General features: G+C 40.3%; 19 protein-coding genes. 4 read left to right on the top strand and 15 right to left on the bottom strand.

Annotation, left to right across the window (positions count from 1 at the left end):
• The first annotated feature begins 294 nt into the window (after positions 1–294).
• Positions 295–465, top strand: a complete 171-nt coding sequence (locus tag OM33_RS22470) for a hypothetical protein (protein ID WP_199922487.1) — start codon at positions 295–297, stop codon at positions 463–465.
• Here the strand turns inward: OM33_RS22470 and OM33_RS02555 are convergent.
• From OM33_RS02555 to OM33_RS02545, 3 genes are all read right to left on the bottom strand, one after another.
• Positions 455–1,141, bottom strand: coding sequence for a pseudouridine synthase (locus OM33_RS02555; RefSeq protein WP_038638357.1), 687 nt, complete (start codon positions 1,139–1,141; stop codon positions 455–457). The genes OM33_RS22470 and OM33_RS02555 overlap by 11 nt on opposite strands.
• 5 nt (positions 1,142–1,146) lie before the next feature.
• Positions 1,147–1,602, bottom strand: a complete 456-nt coding sequence (locus OM33_RS02550; protein ID WP_038638353.1) for an NfeD family protein — start codon at positions 1,600–1,602, stop codon at positions 1,147–1,149.
• Between the two features lie 63 nt (positions 1,603–1,665).
• On the bottom strand, positions 1,666–2,583 hold the full coding sequence (locus OM33_RS02545) for an SPFH domain-containing protein (protein ID WP_038638350.1): 918 nt from the start codon (positions 2,581–2,583) through the stop codon (positions 1,666–1,668).
• Positions 2,584–2,762: 179 nt separating this feature from the next.
• On the opposite strand from OM33_RS02545, the gene OM33_RS02540 reads away from it, so the two are divergent.
• A complete protein-coding gene (locus tag OM33_RS02540) occupies positions 2,763–3,128 on the top strand; it encodes an outer membrane protein assembly factor BamB family protein (RefSeq protein WP_038638347.1) in 366 nt (121 codons plus the stop codon).
• On the opposite strand, the gene OM33_RS02535 is transcribed toward OM33_RS02540, so the two are convergent.
• From OM33_RS02535 to OM33_RS02520, 4 genes are all read right to left on the bottom strand, one after another.
• Positions 3,125–5,257: a TonB-dependent receptor plug domain-containing protein gene (locus OM33_RS02535; RefSeq protein WP_038638344.1), complete on the bottom strand. Its 2,133-nt coding sequence runs from the start codon at positions 5,255–5,257 to the stop codon at positions 3,125–3,127. The genes OM33_RS02540 and OM33_RS02535 overlap by 4 nt on opposite strands.
• A gap of 102 nt (positions 5,258–5,359) precedes the next feature.
• On the bottom strand, positions 5,360–6,388 hold the full coding sequence (locus tag OM33_RS02530) for a metallophosphoesterase (RefSeq protein ID WP_038638342.1): 1,029 nt from the start codon (positions 6,386–6,388) through the stop codon (positions 5,360–5,362).
• A gap of 147 nt (positions 6,389–6,535) precedes the next feature.
• Positions 6,536–8,686: an ATP-binding protein gene (locus OM33_RS02525; protein ID WP_038638340.1), complete on the bottom strand. Its 2,151-nt coding sequence runs from the start codon at positions 8,684–8,686 to the stop codon at positions 6,536–6,538.
• A 169-nt stretch (positions 8,687–8,855) separates the two neighbouring features.
• The gene (locus OM33_RS02520; protein WP_038638338.1) at positions 8,856–9,179 is read right to left on the bottom strand and encodes a DUF3718 domain-containing protein; all 324 of its coding nucleotides are present in this window, start codon (positions 9,177–9,179) and stop codon (positions 8,856–8,858) included.
• Between the two features lie 527 nt (positions 9,180–9,706).
• Between OM33_RS02520 and OM33_RS02515 the strand changes: the two genes are divergently transcribed.
• Complete coding sequence (locus tag OM33_RS02515) at positions 9,707–10,072, top strand: DUF4870 family protein (protein ID WP_038638335.1); 366 nt, start codon at positions 9,707–9,709, stop codon at positions 10,070–10,072.
• 47 nt (positions 10,073–10,119) lie between these two features.
• Here OM33_RS02515 and OM33_RS02510 read toward each other — a convergent pair whose 3' ends face one another.
• The 3 genes from OM33_RS02510 to OM33_RS02500 form a co-directional block, all read right to left on the bottom strand.
• The gene (locus tag OM33_RS02510) at positions 10,120–11,589 is read right to left on the bottom strand and encodes an LruC domain-containing protein (protein ID WP_038638332.1); all 1,470 of its coding nucleotides are present in this window, start codon (positions 11,587–11,589) and stop codon (positions 10,120–10,122) included.
• Positions 11,586–11,966: a hypothetical protein gene (locus tag OM33_RS02505; protein ID WP_038638329.1), complete on the bottom strand. Its 381-nt coding sequence runs from the start codon at positions 11,964–11,966 to the stop codon at positions 11,586–11,588. The genes OM33_RS02510 and OM33_RS02505 overlap by 4 nt, the downstream gene beginning before the upstream one ends.
• 120 nt (positions 11,967–12,086) lie before the next feature.
• Positions 12,087–12,992: a response regulator gene (locus OM33_RS02500; protein ID WP_199922486.1), complete on the bottom strand. Its 906-nt coding sequence runs from the start codon at positions 12,990–12,992 to the stop codon at positions 12,087–12,089.
• 82 nt (positions 12,993–13,074) lie between these two features.
• Between OM33_RS02500 and OM33_RS02495 the strand changes: the two genes are divergently transcribed.
• Positions 13,075–13,872, top strand: a complete 798-nt coding sequence (locus OM33_RS02495) for a hypothetical protein (RefSeq protein WP_038638326.1) — start codon at positions 13,075–13,077, stop codon at positions 13,870–13,872.
• Position 13,873: 1 nt separating this feature from the next.
• Here the strand turns inward: OM33_RS02495 and cysC are convergent, their stop codons facing one another.
• The 5 genes from cysC to cysG are packed head-to-tail and all read right to left on the bottom strand — an operon-like array spanning position 13,874 to position 19,999.
• On the bottom strand, positions 13,874–14,470 hold the full coding sequence (gene cysC, locus OM33_RS02490) for an adenylyl-sulfate kinase (RefSeq protein ID WP_038638325.1): 597 nt from the start codon (positions 14,468–14,470) through the stop codon (positions 13,874–13,876).
• A gap of 22 nt (positions 14,471–14,492) precedes the next feature.
• Positions 14,493–16,217 carry an SLC13 family permease gene (locus OM33_RS02485; protein ID WP_010561471.1) on the bottom strand — a complete coding sequence of 575 codons (1,725 nt, stop codon included), beginning with the start codon at positions 16,215–16,217 and terminating at the stop codon, positions 14,493–14,495.
• Between the two features lie 2 nt (positions 16,218–16,219).
• Positions 16,220–17,638: a sulfate adenylyltransferase subunit CysN gene (gene cysN / locus OM33_RS02480; protein WP_038638320.1), complete on the bottom strand. Its 1,419-nt coding sequence runs from the start codon at positions 17,636–17,638 to the stop codon at positions 16,220–16,222.
• Positions 17,638–18,537, bottom strand: coding sequence for a sulfate adenylyltransferase subunit CysD (cysD, locus tag OM33_RS02475; protein ID WP_038638317.1), 900 nt, complete (start codon positions 18,535–18,537; stop codon positions 17,638–17,640). The genes cysN and cysD overlap by 1 nt, the downstream gene beginning before the upstream one ends.
• 37 nt (positions 18,538–18,574) lie before the next feature.
• Entirely contained in the window at positions 18,575–19,999 is a 1,425-nt protein-coding gene (gene cysG, locus OM33_RS02470) for a siroheme synthase CysG (RefSeq protein WP_038642931.1), read from the bottom strand.
• Positions 20,000–20,209: the final 210 nt, after the last annotated feature.

The raw sequence follows: 20,209 nt of genomic DNA, 5'->3' as shown, positions 1-20,209 counted from the left end.
CAGGTGAATATTTTTAAAGGTTTTATAATAAGTTTTGTAGCTCACCCTTTGCTACACATTTTCCACACAATGCTATTGTTGATTTGCCGCAAGTTTTGCGGCTTATTTTTTTCATACCTCGGCATTTTTTTATTCTAGATCAAAGTTTTTTTGACTAATAATTCTAAGCTACTCCCAGTTAATAGCTGGCACCATTTTATAAATGTTTTTAAGTAGGGTCAGCTTTAAAACGCACTACTTTTTAATGTTTAAATCAACCCCTGATTTGGTTTGGCACAACAGCAAGGAATTGTTATGAATACCAATAAATTTTTAGAGTTCTCTTGGGAATATTTAGATGTGATTTTAACCACAGTGTTTTTTATCGCGACTATGTCTTACCTCGCAATGAATGGCATGGAAAAAGCTTTGCTTCCAGGGGGGCTTATTGCAGCACTTTATATGTATGTGCGCTTTAGGAAATAATTTGGCTTCGGCTTATAGAGCAATATTTGCCGGGTTCGAGATTCAGCTCGGCAAGTGTTAGCTTTGCAATTCTTACGCGTTTTAAATCAGTTACATAATTCCCACAATACTTAGTCATTCTGCGTATTTGGCGATTGAGCCCTTGCGTTAATACAATGCGAAATTGCGTTTCATTTAATTGCTCTACAAGACACCGCCTTGTAATTTCACCTTTTACCGACACGCCAGCCATCATTTGTTGGCAGAATTCATCAGTGATAGGCTTACTGGTGGTGACGATATATTCTTTTTCTTTCTCGAAATCTGGGTGATTTAACTGGTGGCATAATGCACCATCATTGGTAAGTAATAGCAATCCATGAGAATCTTTATCTAAGCGTCCAATTGGAAACAGTCGCATGGCTTCTGGCAATAGATGAATAAGGCTATTTGGATCGCTTGGGATTAATTTACAATCCACTCCAATGGGCTTGAAAATTGCGTAGTAATGTTTTTCATTGGACGGCACGACTTGTTGCCCATTGACTTCAATATCATCGTTGCTATCAACATGATCTATATGATTTGCCAAGGCTCCATTAACGCGTACACGTTGTTGATCAATAAAGCGAGAGGCTTGACGCCGAGAACAGACCCCGGCATCAGCAATATATTTGGCTAGGCGAATTTTGTTCACAAAGGTTAGTGGGTCGCAATGATTTCTAAGGTCATGCTGTCGGCATTTACCACTTTTACGCGAGTACCTTTATCTATCTCACCATCAAACTTGACCTTCCAAAAAGTATCGCCAATTTGAATGCGCCCATAGCCACCTGATAAATCGTGCTCTACTACAAGTTCTCTGCCTATTAAGCTCGCGGCACGTTGGTTAAGCGGGCCGTGATCTGAGCGGTTATTAAATTCTTTAAAATATTTCCAATACGCAATGGAAAAGGAAAGCGCTGCAATAGCAAATAAAATGGCTTGCGTTTGCCATGTAATATCACTAAACAGGGCATTGATAATTGCTAGTAAAAATGCGGCAATTGCCGTTCCTAGCAAAAAGCCTGATGCGCCAAGTGCTTCTGCTCCTAGCAGAAGTAAACCTAGAGACAGCCAATGCCAAGGTTCTAAATTATTTAATAGCTCTATAATCATAACTGCTCCAAAAACACTGCGCAGCACGTTGCTACGCAGTGTTAGTATACAAGGTTGGGTGGTTTATTTCTTGCCGAACGCTTCTTTTGCGATTTCAGCAACACCAGCAATTGATCCCAACATATTGCTTGCTTCTAATGGAATCATCATAACCTTATTGTTATCAGACTCCGCTAACTTACCAAGTGATTCCATGTATTTTTGTGCAACAAAATAGTTAATAGCGCGCGAATCACCACTTTGGATTGATTCAGATACTAATCGTGTTGCTTCGGCTTCTGCCGCTGCTAATCGCTCTCTGGCTTCCGCTTCGCGTTTTGCTGCTTCTAATTGACCTTCAGCTTTTAGTATTTCAGCTTGCTTTTGGCCTTCAGCAACCTTGATTGCTGCTTCACGCTCACCTTCGGCTTCTAAAATATTGGCACGTTTTTCACGCTCGGCTTTCATTTGACGCGCCATAGCATCGACTAAGTCCATAGGTGGTGCAATATCTTTAATTTCGATACGCGTTACTTTTACACCCCATGGATCGGTTGCTTCGTCTACTTTAATTAATAGTGAGCCGTTAATTTTGTCCCGGTTCGATAACATTTCGTCGAGTTCCATTGAGCCAAGTACAGCACGAATATTGGTCATGACTAAGTTTCGCATTGCGCGTTCTAAATCGTTTACTTCATATGATGCTTTTACTGGATCCAAAACTTGGTAAAAACATACGGCATCGGTTGTTACCTGTGCGTTATCTGATGAAATAACAACTTGTGGCGGCACATCTAAAACTTGTTCCATCATATTTTGTTTACGACCAATACTGTCGACGAGTGGAATAATAAGTTGTAAGCCTGGGGTTAGGGTGCGCGTATATTTCCCAAAACGCTCTACTGTGTAGTTAAAACCTTGCGGCACCATTTTTATGCCTAGCATGACCAGGATAAAAACCACGGCAAGGCCAATTATTATTGTAATATCAAATTGTTCCATAACTAGCTCTCCTATTGAATTGGCTTCAATCTAACGTTTTTTGCACTGAAATAACAGATTTAATGATAAGAGGGTAATAACGGTGTTGGGCGGTATTGGCTTTTTGTTAAAAAAGACGCAGGCTAATAGCATGAATCCTGATAATTACTGTTTCGCCAGTGTCAAAAAGGAAATGATTAATGAATTATTTAATATTAGGTATGAGTGGTTATGTCATTGCAATTAACAAAGAAGATGGCAATGAAGTATGGCGCACAAAACTGAAGTCGAGCAGCATTACTGTGGTTAGCAGTGATCACAACCGTGTCTATGCTGCGTCATCGGGGCACTTATTTTGTTTAGACAAAGCAACGGGTGAACAAGTATGGACGAATCCATTAAAAGGGTTGGGTTATGGCACGTGCATTATTGATGTAGGAAGCCAAAATGCTTCTTTTGCTAATAGCGCTGTTTCTGGAACTGTTGCTGAAACTGCAGCCGTTACTGCCACAACAGCTGCTGCAATTGCTGTATCAGGGTCTGCTTCAGCCGGTGATGGCGGCTAAAATAAATAGCTCAAGGTTGCGCGAACATTCCGACCTGCTTGTGGATAAGGATGTAACGTAGTGCCACCTTGTTGGTAGTCAGCATCTAATAGATTGTGCGCAGTGAGAGATATGGAAAAGTTATCAAAAACCTTATAGTTAATTGCTGTATCAATTAAAATTACATCGTCCACAGTGTTATCTGGCTCATTAAAACTGACGCCTTCATCTGGGTAAGGATCGATAATTTCTTGCCCATTTGAGATGATATGTATTGGCAATTGCTGTTCACTAATAAAGCGCACAGTAAGACTGGCATCTGCGTTATCATTTACTTGCCAGCTAGTGATTAAGTTGGCAGTCAAGCTGGGTACATTATTGATTTCGTCGCCTGTTGTGGCAAAACGTTCAGAATCAATGACTGCTTGATAACCGACTGTTGCATGCCAAGTCATATTTCGCTTGCTTAATCGAGACTCTAATTCAATGCCCCAGGTCGTTAATTCACCTGCATTAGAGTAATTCGGTTCATCTACGCCAGCATTATTGTCACGGAAAATAAAGTCATCCAGTTGGTTATAAAACAGGTTTACGGCGCCGTAAAATTGGTGTTCAGCAAGTTTAATACTTGGTGTGAACTGCAGTGATGAGAGCTTTTCAGGTTTAAGAGTTTGTGCGCCTCGGAATGAGTTTAAGGTACTAAAACGATTCCAATAAGTGGCATCTACAAATGAGGTTGCATAAGATGCTTTAAAATTATAACCGTCTTCTCCTTGGTATATAATTGCAAGGCGAGGACTTAAATCATTAATGTTATCGCTACCGGCGCGGCTTTTTTGATCGAAACGGGCGCCAATATTTGCCAGCCAATGCTGTGAAAAGCTGTACTTAACTTGCGCAAATGCAGAATAAATAGACTCACTGCCGGTGTTTATTAAAGGCACTTGCTGATCAGCTGATACATAATCACTGCCACGTAAAGTCACGGCAAAATGAGAGTCAGTCACTCTCATATGATCAAACTGCATTCCAAAAAGGTAGTCGAACTTATCAATGCGCTTACTCAGATGAGTTAGAAGGCCAGATGAATATTCTTGCCAACCTACGCTGGCCGCTTGATCTATTGCAGGAGACGTCACAACGACCGAGTCAATTTCGTTTTCATCAAAATACATTTCTTGATGCCACTGCCAATCAGCGAGCGTATCTATATGAGAGATATTAAGGTGGCTGGCTTTATAACCTAAGCCTGGTCCTGTACCAGCATGTTTTCGGATGGTGTTATAATTGTATGCTTCACCGCTGATCCCGCCAGCTGAAAAAGGTTCTATGTAGTGAGCGCTCCGAGTATTGGCGAAAAAATGCCAGTTTTGATAGGTGAGTTTTGCGCCAATATCATAACTCGCGTTATCTTCAAATGCGCCAATTCGCGCAAAGCCATCTTCGCGAGGTTGTGGTGAGTAGTTCGCTTTCGGCGCTATGTTTTTATTGCTGCCTTGAGCTGAAAAATATTGCGCCCAAGCCAGCAAATCCCAATGCGCTTCACTTTTTCCAAAGGTAAGGCTTGCTTGTTTATGACCTTGATTACCTGCAGTAATGGCTAATTTTGACTGAGATAGCTCTCTACCAGACTTTAAAATAATATTAACGGTTGCTGTTAGTGCAACATTGCCATAAATGGAACTTGAAGGACCACGTAAAACTTCAATTTGTTTAATTTTATCAAGGCTGATGGCGTAATCTGGAGAAGCCATAGAATAGCTTCTGCTATTTAGACGATGGCCATCAATTAAGAATAAAATTTTCTGCTGTGAGGAAGTAAACACGCCTCTTGCTGCAATGTTTTGCTCATTTTGATCTTCCACATGTGTCATATTCGGCACATAGGCGAGCAATAAGTCTTTAATATTACGCGCCCCCGATTGTTTTATCATATTGGCGGTAATTACAGTGACAGGTACCGGGGCTTCGCTTAACGCCTCTTTGGTAAGGGAAGCAGAAGAGACTTCAACATTAATTAATTGCTCGAGTGAGAGGTCAAATAAATCATTATTTTCGTTGGCGTGAATAAATGATGAGTTTATGGCGAGTAATAAGCTGCATGTTAACAATGTTTGATTATTAATTTTACTGTAACTAGCGAATCGCATTTTCTCACTCTTATAATACGGGGTGTTCTTATAACGATATATGCCGATATAAAGCCTTTACCGTGATGTAACATCTTGCCATAAGTAGAATTTCACGCAAGTTTATTGCAATGGCTTTTGCTCGCCAGAGAGCATTCCTCGGCTAAACTTGTCATTTTCCCACAGTAGCAACTCGCCTTTTTCACCGCGTTTTATCGAGCTATCAATTGCGATGACTTTACCATTGAAACGGGTTTCTATTGTTGGCATGGATGTATGTCCGACAATCACCTGTGTTGCATTTAATTTTGCTAATATTGATTCTACTTGTGCTAACGCTAAGTCTTGATCCCGAAAGTAGCCACGGTACCAAATTGGGCCATTGCTACTGTGCAATGAGCGCCATGTTGAGTTGGCTTTGACTTCCTCTTTTGACAGCCCGATAGTTTTACGAAATGCAGCATTTGCTTGCTCTAAACTTAAATTTAGGTCGATAAACTCTTGATGAATCCCGCCATGTAAAAAGACGAAATCATTAACCTTAATAATTGTTGATTTACTTCTTAACCAACGGCCTAGAATACTTTGCTCACTATACTGTTGGCGCAAATCATTATTAAAGTGAGTTACAGTATGAAGGTATTTAGGATGAAGGTAACGCTGATCGTCACGTAATACCATATACTCATGATTACCTAGTAAGTAATGCAGCTTACCTCCAGCTGCTAGTGCTTGTTGTTCTAATTTGTATATCAACCAAAGCGCTTCTGTTACGGTATCACCGCGGTCAAAAATATCACCAGTAATAATTAAATGGCCTCGGCCATATGACCAATAGAGTTGTTGGTCGACCACCTTATTGTTGATTAATAAGGTTTTAAAAATACCAAATTGACCATGGATATCACTTATTGCAGCGATTTTTTCAACATCCTCATAGCTATCTACCTTATTAGCTGAAAAGGTTTGGGGGATAGTGAGGGGCCCGACATACTTTGAGACCTGTTTCGTATTCTTGCGAATATCGATTTGTTCTATGTGGTTATTTTTATAGAACAGATAAGGACCATCATTATAAAGTGTGTTTGCACATATCAAGTTGGTAAACAGCAAACAAAGTAACACTAATGTGGTTAAGGCAGTGCGCGTCATGTAATAGTCTTATCTATTTAAGTTATTGTTTTGCTAGGGTGACTTTTAGGCTTTTCGCTATCAACTCTTTAATACTCGTTTTTATATCTATTTTATATTTATAGCTATAAAATCAATGGTATAGGTTTGGTATGTCAGAATGCCTTTTTATAATTGTTGGCGTGCATACTCTAAATAACTGGTAAGGCTTTCCTGCCATAACTTTTTCAGCAAATCACTATTAAAAGTTAACGTATTATTTAGTAAATCACGTTCACACTGTTTGAGTGCAAGACCAAATCGGTTAAAGCCTAACTGTAATGCGGTGCTTGCTAAGCGATGCAAAATCCGAATTGTTTCATCAGTTTGTTTTTCATAATTATTTTCGCAACGAGCAAGTTTATCACGCAGCGACATAATAAACTCATCGTAAATTGCATTGAACTCTTCCTGTGCGAAAGAAGCACTCAAGCTATCAGCCGCAGAAGCATCAAATAGAACATCATCTATTTGCTGGTTGCTTTGTGAATATGCTTGCTGTTGCGAGTTAAAGATTGCTTGGCGCAATTTTTCGAGGCGAATAGGTTTTCCGACAATATCTTTAATGCCGAGGGCTAAATATTCTTTAACTTCATCAGGACTCAAGCTCGCAGTGAAAGCGAGAATAGGCGTGTGGCTGTTTTTATGTTGAGAATTGGCGAGCTTTTTGACCACATCTTGTCCTGAGAAGTCAGGTAAATTCATATCCAGCAAAATCAGGTCAAAGGTATTGGTTTTTACCATGTCGATTGCTTCTTGGCCGGTGCTGGCGAGGGTAACAGCATGCTGATCCATTGCCATAAACTCTAGCGCCAACTTTTGGTTAAGTGGTAAGTCTTCTACTAGTAAAACATTTAACCCTGTAAGCGTGTCAGCACTGACTTTACTTTGCTCAACTAAACTCAACTCGCCTAAACTGAAGCGAATATCGAAGCTGAACTGACTACCCTGGCCAAGTGTACTTTCGATAGTAAGCTCACTGTTCATTTTGTTAAGTAGGCGCTCACTAATTGCTAACCCTAGTCCTGTTCCACCCTTAACTTTACCAGCTTCACTTTGCACATAAGGCTCTTTGAGTTGCGCTATCTCTGAGGCTGCGATACCGGGACCTGAATCTGAAACAGTAAATCGCAACACATGTTCAAGCGGCGCTTTTTCCAATACTTCGATGGTTAAGATAACTTGGCCGTTATCGGTAAATTTAATGGCATTTCCAAGTAAATTAATTAGGACTTGCCTCACACTTTGCTGATCAAAGTAATAACATGCTTTACTTTGCAGGTGGTTATTAAGCTGAAAATCAATACGCTTTTGTTGTGCTAACGGTCGATAGAGCAGACACAGGTTTTCTAACCATGGGGTTAGTTCAATATCTTCTTCGGTGCCTGATTCAGTATTTTGTTCTAACCTTGCGTAGTCGAGCACTTTGCCTATCAATAGATTAAGTGATTCGGATGAGTTGATAATAGCCTCACAATACGGCTTCACCTTAGCATTGGGCGATTGATTTAAAATCAGTTGTGCGCTGCCCATAATGCCATTTAACGGCGTGCGAATTTCATGACTCATCGTAGATAAAAATAGCCCTCTGAGCTCAGCATCTTGCTGAGCTTTATCTTTTAACTCTGAAAAGTGTAAGGCCTTACGTTCACTACATAAGTACGCCATGCCGAGGGCATAAAGTAGCGGGCTCAAAATGCCCGTCACCATAGCGCCAATTGCAAACCAGGTATCACTAAAAATTTCTGTCGCTTCGAGTGGCACCAAATAATAAGTTCGCACAGGATAAATGATAATAAAAATAGCAGCGTGGCAATAATAAATGTGTTTTGCAAAGCGATGATTTGAAGTATCAATACTGGCAAAAACCCAGAGCATTACCACGCCTTCTAAAAAGCGTTGAAAATTAAAGATAACCAGGCGGTTGTGAATATCGGGTTCGCCATAGGTATACCATGCAAACATGATCACGCAGCAAATGGTCGTTAGATTGAAGAGTTTGATGATGTTGCTGTTAATAGCAAAGAAGCGTTGCAGTACATGAATACTGAGAATTGAGCAAATCAATACAATTAAACTCGCTATGCCTGCTTTAATATCGACGATGCGGTAGAGATACAGCGAATAATTGATAAGCGCGATCAGCATTAAGCTTGGCAATAATAGATTGGTAAAAGCACCATCTACATTTTTATTTTCACGCCACACTTGAAAGCTGATAAACCAAGAAAGTAATAAAACAACGCCACCAACGACGTAAAGAGTATTTAAATCAAGCATAGCGAGAGTTCTTAATCCTGTATCTTAGTATGCTATCACTAATTGGGTTTGCTAAAAAAGCAAAAGGCAAACATTATCTGTTCGCCTTTTAGGTTATTGGATTGGGATGTCTTAACTAAGATTAGCTATGACGCTTTACAAAATCAAGTACAATTATTTAACAAATAATTTACTTTGAATTGTGAGCATATCGTTCTTTCTCCTCGGCTAAGTTCAACCGAGCAATAGCTTTGTAGGCATTGTGCTTGTATGCAAACTCAGATGCTGTCATGCCGTTGCAACGTAATACTTTTTTGGCTTGATGCTTATTAAGGCGAGCTTGTTTTAAACGCTTTAAAATAAGTAATGGCTTATCTTTCGCTATTGCAACGCAAAGACTTGAGTCTGCAGAAGAATCTGCACTCACAATAGCAGGTGTTATATTATGAGCAACGCTTTGCGTGCTGGTGAAGGAAAGTAATGCAATGCTTGCTGTAAGTAGTAACGTTTTCATGTTGGCGTCCTTTTGAATGGCGTAAAGTAAAGTGCAAGCAAAAGATAACGTAGGATTTTCTATTTTGTGTTTTAAAACTATGATGCGGTGTAAGCAAGTATGTTTATATTGGCTGGTTAAAATTCACGCTATTTACATTGTTTTCAAATATAATTGAAGTTTACCGGTTATTTTGTTGCGTAAATAACAATAATTAATCCGGCGAACACTTTTTAATCGCCGGTCATCCAATCGAAAATAATAATAAATGTAAAAGGTAGTCAAAAAGTTAAAACTTTTAGAGATAACCTAAAAAAATAACTTGTTACAGATTGCCCTAAAAAAGCATCGGATAGCTTGAAATACAGTTTAAAAAACTGTTGAAATTTTACTTAAAGTTTATTGTCGCTTTTCTATTTCTTGGTTCTTATTCAACTAGAATTTAAGCTCTAACACCTCCGCTCAGTTATTATCTTATTGCATTAATTTAAGATGATTGTAAATTAAGCATTCTGGCAACAAATAAGTTCATCATAAGGAGATAAAAGGTGACTGACCAGGTAGTTGAAACAAACGAAAAGCAAGATGCGTCGGCAAAAAATGGCGCTAAAATTAACTATGTGCTTTACCTTGCGAGTATAATTTTAGGTATCACAGGTCTTATTGCTGTGATTATGGCATATGTAAATCGAAAAGATGCGCCTGAGTGGGTTCAAACTCACTATCAATTCCAAATCCGAACATTCTGGATTGGCTTGTTGTATGCTGTGATTGGCGGTATTTTGTCTGTTGTCGGAATTGGTCTTCTAATTCTTCTTTTTTACCTAGTATGGTTAATCGTTCGTTGTGTGAAAGGGCTTAAAGCACTGGACAAAAACGAACCAATTGAAAACCCAACCTCTTGGATGTTCTAATCTAATCGAGTTAGGTACTGAAAAAGGCGCATCAAGCGCCTTTTTATTTACCATTTCCAAAAAGCACTTGAGATAGACTTCGTTTTTCCTTGTTTAGGGTTTTTGTACCAAGTTTCATACTCTTGTGTACTGTGCATTGTATAATCTACAAAGTTATCATAAGCATCGCCTAAATCGGTGTATTCGAGCGGTGGTAACCACTGATCAGGAAAAACTAATGCGTAAGGGTAGCCAGCTTGATCTTTGAAGTCAGTAGATACATCACCGCTGTTGGTTGAATGTGATAACTGGGGTAAATGCCCTGATAAATGAATCTCATAACCCGTAGTAAGTACATGTAAATATGGGTCATAAGGTGCTGCAGGGATTGCACTAAAGCTAATTGGGTTATCCAGGTCAAAAGAAAAACTGAATTTATGCCCTTTTACCGGTGTTTGTGATGCTAATGTATTTGCGAAATCAGAACCCTCTACTTTCATTAGGTGCTTGGTATTTTCATACAATTTAAGATTTAGGCGGTTTTCAATAGACTGTAGCTGAGGGTAACCATCAATTTGCTCGGTTGAATCTGGTTTGAACAAATTCACGAGTGCATTGCCTGAAACCTGTTCTGAAAAGGGAATGTGCAGATGCCAATTATGATTCGCTGAAGCGCCTCGCGCAATCATATACCCGACACCAATAACTGACGTTACTTGGGTGTCAGTCATTCCGAAACCGACACGGTAACCAACAACAAGATCATTAAAATCATAATCACCACGGTTCGGATATTGGTCTTCATAGGCAACAACGTAATAAGATGTGCTACTCGGGTAGTACACCCACGCATCAACGGGATTAGTTACTTGAGATTGTGCAACAACCAGAGGGGCTTCATCGACACCTGGCGATAAATCAGCAAGAAACTGTGCATCTGAAGGATTAACCAAAGCAAGATCTTCAAAGCCTGCTGTGTAGTCATAAAATGCTTCGGGATCACCTAATGAGGTGTTCGTTTGCATTAAACGCACTTCCAAGTAAGCCTCATCGGCATTTTCAATAGAGTCCGGCACTTCAACAGTCAATAAGCTGTCGAATGCTGCGGTAATATCATTTAGCCCTGACCCTGTAATGCGAGAAGACCCGGTTTCACCAATCAAGGTGTAGTGAAATTCTCGAGTGGTTTCACCTATTCTCGCCACTAAGCTAGAAGTGGGTGTTGAGAACTGGCTATAGCGAGATTCAATACCTTGACGGACAATAATTAAAGACACGCTATCAACTGTAACTCCTTGGGTCGACGCTTTTTCTGTACCATTTGCCGCTTCATTAATATCAACAGCAAATACCAGATTCCCACTACTCGACACACGTAAAAATTCTAGATCGGAAGCTGTAAGGTTATTTTTACTTTGCTGTGCTCGAAATAAGTCAATGTACCCATACCCTTGCTTTATGGTGTCTTTTAATTTTACCGAATCAAGACTAAAAGCAGCTGAACAATAAAGGGCAATAAAAAGATAAAATAGCTTCATAGTGAAACCTCCCCAGACAACTGAGTGTCATGCTCAAAATCTGAAAAGATATCGTATTTGATTGTTTCAACATTATTGGGCACATGAATAGAAAAAACTTCTTGGCTTGGAAGTTTGCCAAGGTATAAGGTTTGCTCTGCATCGACATACACTTTGATGTAAATGTTGTTACCGGTGAGAGATAATGCTTTTAGGTCGATTTCCACTTGATGTTGCTTAAATTGGGCAAACGTTGCATTTTCATCGACAGGGTTATCGATAAGCTTATTTGATTGAACGACAACCGGCGAAGGGGCTGGTGGTTGCTCATTGCTTGCACCTCCACCGCCACATGCGGCAAGTAGAAAACAAAACATGCTACAAATTAGTTTTTTCATATGAATTATCCTTCTTACCGAGAGTAATAGGATTATTCAAGAAATGAGCCTACTTTAATCTATTGAATTTTTTATGCTTTTAATTTTCTAGTTGGGTTTTGCGTTGCAAATTGCAACGCTTTAAAAGCCTATAATGGTAATGCGACCTTGCGCCAATGGTTGGATTTGCAAAGAAATATCTAGCCTCTTATTGGCTGATGTTTTATACAAACTCTCGAGTTTTGGAAAAGATTGATCGATAAAATTAGCATTCTTCAGCCGTAAACTTTTTCTACTTTGGTGATCAAGAAAGACAACCGCGGCTTTTTGCAATATTTCTTGGCTTGTTTCCATCACATATTTGCTTGGCCGTTTAGATTTAATAACACGTTGAATGTGACCATTAGTTACATTGGGGTTACTCTTTGCCAAGATGCATGCGGCATAAATATCTAGCAGTGCTACTGAACGTACCTTTTGTGTTTCACTGTCTTCAAACACCGCCATAATGCAAGGCAACTTAGATTCATCAAATATTTGTGGCTTTATGGTATTAATTGATAGCTCAGCCGAAGTGAGTTTGATTAAACTTTTTTCTAACTGTGAAAGGTTTGGCAGAGCTAGCCCTTCTGAAAGCTCTTCTATTTCATCGAGAATAATTTCACTTTGCTCTACTCCTTGCACCAGAGGAAGAAGCTTTTCATAAAGTTGCTCATCATCAAATGGTTTACTCAAAACAAAGTCAGCGCCAGCTTGCAGTGCTTGCTCTAGTTGCTGTGGTTCTTCAATTGTTGTGATCATGCCGATTTGAGTGTCCAGCTTTTTCTTGCGAATAGCTTTAATCAAAGCAATCCCGCTAAGTTCCGGCATATTCCAATCAGTAAGCAAGATATGCGGTTGCCATTGCCCAATAATTGAAAGGGCATCGATAGGGTTATTTGTTTTTCTTATTGATAGGTGGCGATAACCGAAACCTTCGAGTGAGCGACGTACAATTTCAAGTGTTGCCTTACTATCGTCTACTACAAGTATTCTCACAATATGCATTTACTTTTGTCGATATTATCACCAGTATAGTCTCAAAAAATAATCAAGACTATACTTAACTTGTTGTCTTGCTGGAGAAGTTATGAATATCCCGGGCTTAACCTCATTTAAAGTTTTGGAAATATTAGCACTCGACCTTGGTCTGCTGATTCTTGCTGGTTGGTTTGTTATTTTGTGGCTGATTATTCGAGAGTTTCGAAAATTTGCCCATAAAGCGGGGGGAGGATCGCAGGTTGTCGATGATAAGCTTATTTCAGAATATCAAGAATCAATTGAAATGGCGTTAAATTACAGCGCAGAAAATCGCGATACACTCGATGCCTTAATTCGCGTGCAACAAGGGCTTGAGAGTCAACTTGCCAATATCAAAGCTTCCACTTCAGATCATATCAGCAAAGAAGAAAAAGCGTCCATGGAGGATTTAAACGCACGTTTACACAAAGCACAAAAATTGATTAAAAAGCTCAAAGGGGATTTGGATACCAGTGTTAAAAAGCTCAAAATCACCCGCGAAAAGCTTTATTCTCAGTATGATACTGTGGAAAGGTTAACAAAAGAAAATAAAAAAATTACTGAGCAATTTGAGCAACTTGAAAGAGAATATGTGCAATTGAGCGCAAACCCCACAGCCACATCGAATACGGAAGAAAATAATAACCTTAAACGTGCCCTGCAGCAGTATAAAAAACAAATGGCAGAGCAAGATCAAGTCATTCAACAATTAATGGCGCAAGGCGCAGATAATCCCGATACAGAAGAAGCAAAAAAACTACAGCAAAAGTTACTGCAAGCTGAAGAGCGTTTAACCCATTTGGTTAAAGAAAAAGATTTTGTTGAGAAGAAGTTTCTCGACTTGCTGCAACAAGTCGAGAAAAAATAACTTAGATTATTTGGCGTTGCTTCAAAGCAGCAATGATTTGGTTTACTGAATCAGCAACTGAATTAGCGCCTGTATCAAGTATAATTTCAGCATTTTCTGGTGCTTCATAGGTTGAATCAATACCTGTAAAGTTTTTAATTTCACCGGCACGCGCTTTTTTATAAAGCCCTTTCGGGTCACGTGTTTCACACACAGCTAACGGGGTGTCTAAGAAAACTTCAATAAACTCACCGTCTTCTACTAGCTCACGTACCATTTTACGTTCGGCTTGAAATGGTGAAATAAACGCACTCAGAACGACAAGACCTGCATCTACCATTAATTTTGCGACTTCACCAACGCGACGAATATTCTCTTGACGATCTTCATCAGTAAACCCAAGGTCGCCGCAAAGCCCATGGCGTACATTATCACCATCAAGTAAGTAGGTGTGAACCCCCATCTCATGAAGTGCCGTTTCTAAGGCGTTAGCAACTGTACTTTTGCCTGAACCGGATAAACCTGTGAACCATAAAATGCATGGCTTATGGCCTTGTTGCTTTACGCGAGCTGATTTTTCTACATGGTAGTTGTGCCATACAATATTTTCGTCACTCATAATGGGTTCTACAGTCCGTTAATTAAAATGGAAAAACAATAGGTATAAAGATCAACGCAGTAATTGAATATACTAACGACATGGGCACACCCACTTTGATGTAATCTTTTATCTGGTAATTGCCCGCGCTATACACCATCAGGTTGGTTTGATAGCCAAATGGCGAAATAAAGCTGGCAGATGCACCAAATGCTACCGCCATAATAAAGGGCAGAGGGCTGACGCCAAAGCCAATCGCTAAAGAATAGGCGATAGGGAATGAGAGTGCAGCTGCCGCGTTATTAGTAATTAATTCAGTGCAAAGCAAGGTCAAAAAGAAAATAACCACAAGAGCAGTGTAGGGACCAAACTGACCAACTAGACTTAACACAAACTCCGAGATTTGCGTTGCCACGCCGGTATCGATCATCAATTTAGCAAGGCCAATTGCGCTACCAACTATGACAAACAGTTCCAGAGGAAATCGACGCTTTACCTCGCTGACTGAGACGACACCCCATAACATAAAGGCAATTAGTAAAACGATTAAACCTTTAACAAGTGGCACAACATCAAAAATACTCAGGCCAATTACTGCAATAAAACCCGCGAATACACAGTGAGACTGTTTTTCATCAAGGTGACTCTGCAAGTCGAGGCCTGAGATATAAACAAATTCGCGCTTAAGTTTTTTGTTTGATTGGAAATCGCTGCTCGGCGCTAAAATAAGGCTGTCGCCAGCTTGTAATTGAATATTGGCAAAGCTACCTTCTAACCGACTATGGCCGCGGCGGATCGCGACTACTGCAGCTTTAAATTCTTTACGAAAATTCGCATCTTTGAGCGTTTGCCCAACCAGCGAACTACTGTGGCTGATTACCACTTCTACAAAGTGTTCAACGGCCATTTCGTGTTTGTCATGAATAACTTCGAGACCATCAAATTGTTTTAATAAAGGCACTGATTTTAAATCGCCAGAAAACAATAAAATATCGCCAGCTTTAATCACCTGTTTAGGTGTAACGGCTGCTATGCGTTTTTCGCCACGAATAATTTCTGCCAAGAAAATGTCTTTTAATTCACGCAGTCCATTTTCTTCAACCGTTTTACCAATTAATTTAGAACTCGCCTTCACTTTGCCTTCGAGGTAAAACGGCGTGACTTCATCGTCAGCTTCTTGATAGTTAGGCAAAAATTTTAAAAGCAATAAAATGGCAATGAGGCCTGCACTTAATACAGCAAGGCCCACTAAGGTGAAGTCAAAAAAGCCGAGCGGTGCCATGCCTGCGTCCACAGCAAAACCATTTACAATGAGATTGGTCGATGTGCCAATTAAAGTCAGTGTACCACCGAGAATCGCGGTATATGACAAAGGTAAAAGTAACTTTGATGGTGCATGCGTTTTATTTTCTTTCACTGCAGAAATAAGGCTTGCAACTACAGCTGTGTTATTAGTGAATGAAGATAAAAAGGCAGTTGATAAACCTAGTTTTGTTACTGATTTTGATAAGCTTCCTTTTGCTAAGGAAGTTGACAGTTTGCGGACAAATGCCGTTTTTTCGATGCCAATACTTATCAAAATCAACAATATGAGTGTGATTAAGGAAGGATTAGTGAAGTTAATAAGCACGCCTTCTAAATCAATAAGACCGGCTAAATAACTTACACTAATCGCGCCAGCAAAAGCCCACGCAGGCTTCAGTCGCGTGCCAAATAGGCACGCGACTAAAACAATCATAATAAGACTAAGGCTGACTTGTTGATACATACTTATAGCTTTGAAATATCAATTGCTTGCCAGTGAGGGAAGTGTTTACGCACAAGCGCATTAAACTCCACTTCAAAGGCACTGAAGTTAGATGGTGCTTGCTGTGCATCGGCACTGTCAAGTACTTGTTCAATCATGCCAGCCGCAACGGTTAAGTTCGACAGACGATCGATTAAGATAAATGAGCCTGTTTCACGGTTTGCTACATAGGCATCTGCGAGCACTTGCTCATCGATTTCAATAGTAACAATCGCGATTTCGTTAAGCTGTAAGCTGTCTGCCTGACCGTGTGCTAGGGTGTTTACGTCGATAGTGTGGTCAATCGCAACTACTTTCGCAGTTGTTTTCTTGGTTGCTAACTTAACATTGTATTCTTTGCCTAGCACTAACGGTGCTTCGTGCATCCATACTAATTTTGCTTGCAGACGGTTTGAAATTTTAGCCGTACTATTTGCTGGCACAACTACATCACCACGACTGATATCGATTTCATCGTTAAGTGTTAAAGTGATAGCTTGTCCAGCTTCTGCGCGCTCTAAATTACCATCAAAGGTTACGATTTCTTTTACCGTAGACATTTTACCCGAAGGTAGTGCTTTTACAGCTTCGCCTACTGTTAATCCACCCGCAACCAAAGTGCCTTGGAAGCCTCGGAAATTCAGGTTTGGGCGTGTAACTAGTTGTACAGGTAAACGCGCTTCAAACTCAGTATTTGCTGCAGCCGCAGGCGAGTCTTCAAGTAACTCAAGTAATGGTGCGCCGGTGTAATAAGGTGTTTTTTCAGAGCGTGTAACTACGTTATCACCTTTTAAGGCAGACATTGGAATAAAACGAATGTCTTCAACATTAAGTTGCTCAGCAAACGCTAAATAGTCTTGCTGAATTTTGTTGTAAACGGCTTCATCAAAATCCACGATATCCATTTTATTGATCGCAACAACAAACTGCTTGATGCCTAATGAGTCACAAATAAAGCTATGACGCTTAGTTTGCACTTGCACACCGTAACGGGCGTCTACCAGAATAATTGCTAAATCTGCAGTCGATGCACCTGTTACCATGTTGCGCGTGTACTGTTCGTGCCCCGGTGTATCAGCAATAATAAACTTACGCTTATTGGTTGAGAAATAACGGTAAGCAACGTCAATTGTGATACCTTGCTCGCGCTCTGCTTGCAGGCCATCGACGAGCAGTGCAAGGTCTAGTTCTTCACCCGCATTACCTACTTTTTCGTTATCTTTATGAAGTGCAGCTAGCTGATCTTCATAAATTTGATGGCTATCGTGTAACAAGCGACCAATCAGTGTTGATTTACCGTCATCAACGCTACCGCAGGTTAATAAACGTAATAAGCTTTTGTCTTGTTGACGTGATAGGTACTGCTCAATACCTAATTCTCTTACTTCATTTGCTGTCGACATTAGAAATAGCCCTCACGTTTTTTCTTTTCCATAGACCCTGATGAATCGTGGTCAATTGCACGACCTTCGCGTTCTGATGATGTTGATAACAACATTTCTTCAATGATGCCGGTTAAGGTGTTTGCTTCAGACTCAACTGCACCAGTAAGTGGATAACAGCCTAAGGTACGGAATCGCACTGAACGAAGTTCTGGCTCTTCGCCTTCTTTTAGTGGCATACGTTCGTCATCAACCATGATAAGTAACCCATCGCGTTCAACAACAGGGCGTTTGTCCGATAAGTAAAGTGGCACAATTTCGATGTTTTCTTGGTAGATATACTGCCAAATATCAAGCTCAGTCCAGTTTGATAGTGGGAACACTCGAATGCTTTCACCTGGGTTTACTTGGCCGTTATAGTTGCTCCACAGCTCTGGACGTTGGTTCTTCGGGTCCCAGCGGTGGTTCTTATCACGGAACGAGTAAACACGTTCTTTCGCACGTGATTTTTCCTCATCCCGACGAGCACCGCCAAATGCAGCGTCAAAGCCGTACTTATCAAGTGCTTGTTTTAAGCCCTGAGTTTTCATTATGTCAGTATGCTTAGATGAACCATGGGTAAATGGACCAACACCCATTGCAATCCCTTCAGGATTCTTGTGTACAATTAGATCAAAATCATATTCTTTTGCTAAGCGATCGCGAAACTCAATCATTTCACGGAATTTCCAATCAGTATCTACGTGCAGTAGAGGGAATGGAATCTTGCCTGGGTAAAAAGCCTTGCGCGCTAAGTGCAATAACACCGATGAGTCTTTACCAATTGAGTAAAGCATCACAGGGTTTTCAAACTCAGCCGCGACTTCGCGGATAATTTGAATACTTTCAGCTTCGAGTTGCTGAAGATGGGTTAATGCCATGATTTTGTCCTAAAATGTGAAGTTAATTCTAAAAATGTTATGCAGCGTTTGTTAGTAATTGGCTACTTGCCAATGGTGGCTGCTGTGAGTGACCAAACCATGCAAGCTCTTTGCTTAGGTTGGCAACTTCACCAATAATTAATAATGCTGGTGACTTAATTTGCTCTCTTGCGATTAAATCAGCCAAGTAATTGAGTTCACCTGTTACAACACGTTGTTCTTTACGTGTGCCATTTTCAATAATTGCCACAGGTGTCTCGGGTGCGCGCCCATATTCAAGCAATTTTGCTTGAATATGCGGCGATTTTATCACACCCATGTAAACAGCGAGAGTTTGATTTTCTTTTGCCAGAGACTGCCAGTCAAGTTCTTGTCCATCTTTCTTGCAGTGACCGGTAACAAACTGAATTGCTTGAGCATGGTCGCGATGCGTAAGCGGGATACCTGCGTAAGCTGAACAACCTGCAGCAGCCGTTATTCCTGGTACAATTTGAAACGCAATGTTGTGCTTTGCAAGCGCTTGCACTTCTTCACCACCACGACCGTAAATAAATGGGTCACCGCCTTTTAGGCGACATACTTTTTTACCTTCATTTGCAAGTTCAACAAGGATTTGATTGATTTCATCTTGTGGCACGCTGTGATTACCTAAGCGTTTGCCAACACACACCAATTCAGCGTCTTTGCGTACTAACGCCATAATCTCGTCAGACACTAAGTAGTCGTAGACAATCACATCGGCAGTTTGCATTGCTTGTAAGGCTTTTATGGTTAAAAGCTCTGGATCGCCGGGGCCTGCACCGACAACCAACACTTCGCCTGTTAACTGGTTATCGCCAGCTAAGATTTTCTCAAATGTTTCTTCTGCTCCAGCAAGATCGCCCTTTGCAACTTGGGCTACAGCATCTGACGTGAATGCTTTTTCCCAAAACATACGTCGTTTGCTAAAGCTATCTAATTGGCTTTTCACTTTATCGCGGAAGTTACCCGCAAGCTGTGCTAATGGGCCGATATGCTGTGGAATAATGGTTTCAAGCTTCTCGCGTAAACGGCGAGCAAGCACGGGGGCTTTTCCTGCGCTCGAAATCGCAATCGTGATCGGCTTGCGATCGACAATTGACGGAAAAATAAAGCTACACTTAGGTTGGTCATCAACCACATTAACAAAAATATTTTTTGCTTCAGCGCTATCAAAAACGGCTTTATTAACACTCTCAAGATCGGTTGCAGCAATCACTAAGCTCTGATTGGTAATATGTTGCTCTGAAAAGTAATCATTAATGAGCATTACTTTATTGGCATTGTTAAGTGCGATTAATTCATCGCAAAATTCGGGTGCAACAAGGGTAATGTTTGCATTTGCTTGCAACATCGCTTGGCATTTTCGAAGTGCGACTTCACCACCACCAACAATTAATACAGGCTTGTTATCAAGCTTGGTAAAAATTGGAAAATATTCCACAAGTTGTCCTCTAAAAAACGAATTTCGCGCTGTTTTACCCAAAGCTAAAAGGCTGGATAAAAGATTTAGCATGGAGCATAGAGAAGAGTTATCCAAGAAAAAAATAATTTTAAATATGACTATATTCTTTTTAGTTATATATCAACTTTCATTTTGGTTTAAGCAAGAAAAAACAAGGGGTTTGTATTAAATGATTGTGTTAAATATTGA

The organism is Pseudoalteromonas piratica (assembly GCF_000788395.1).
GTDB lineage: Bacteria > Pseudomonadota > Gammaproteobacteria > Enterobacterales > Alteromonadaceae > Pseudoalteromonas > Pseudoalteromonas piratica.
This window is presented reverse-complemented; position numbering and strand designations above follow the sequence as displayed.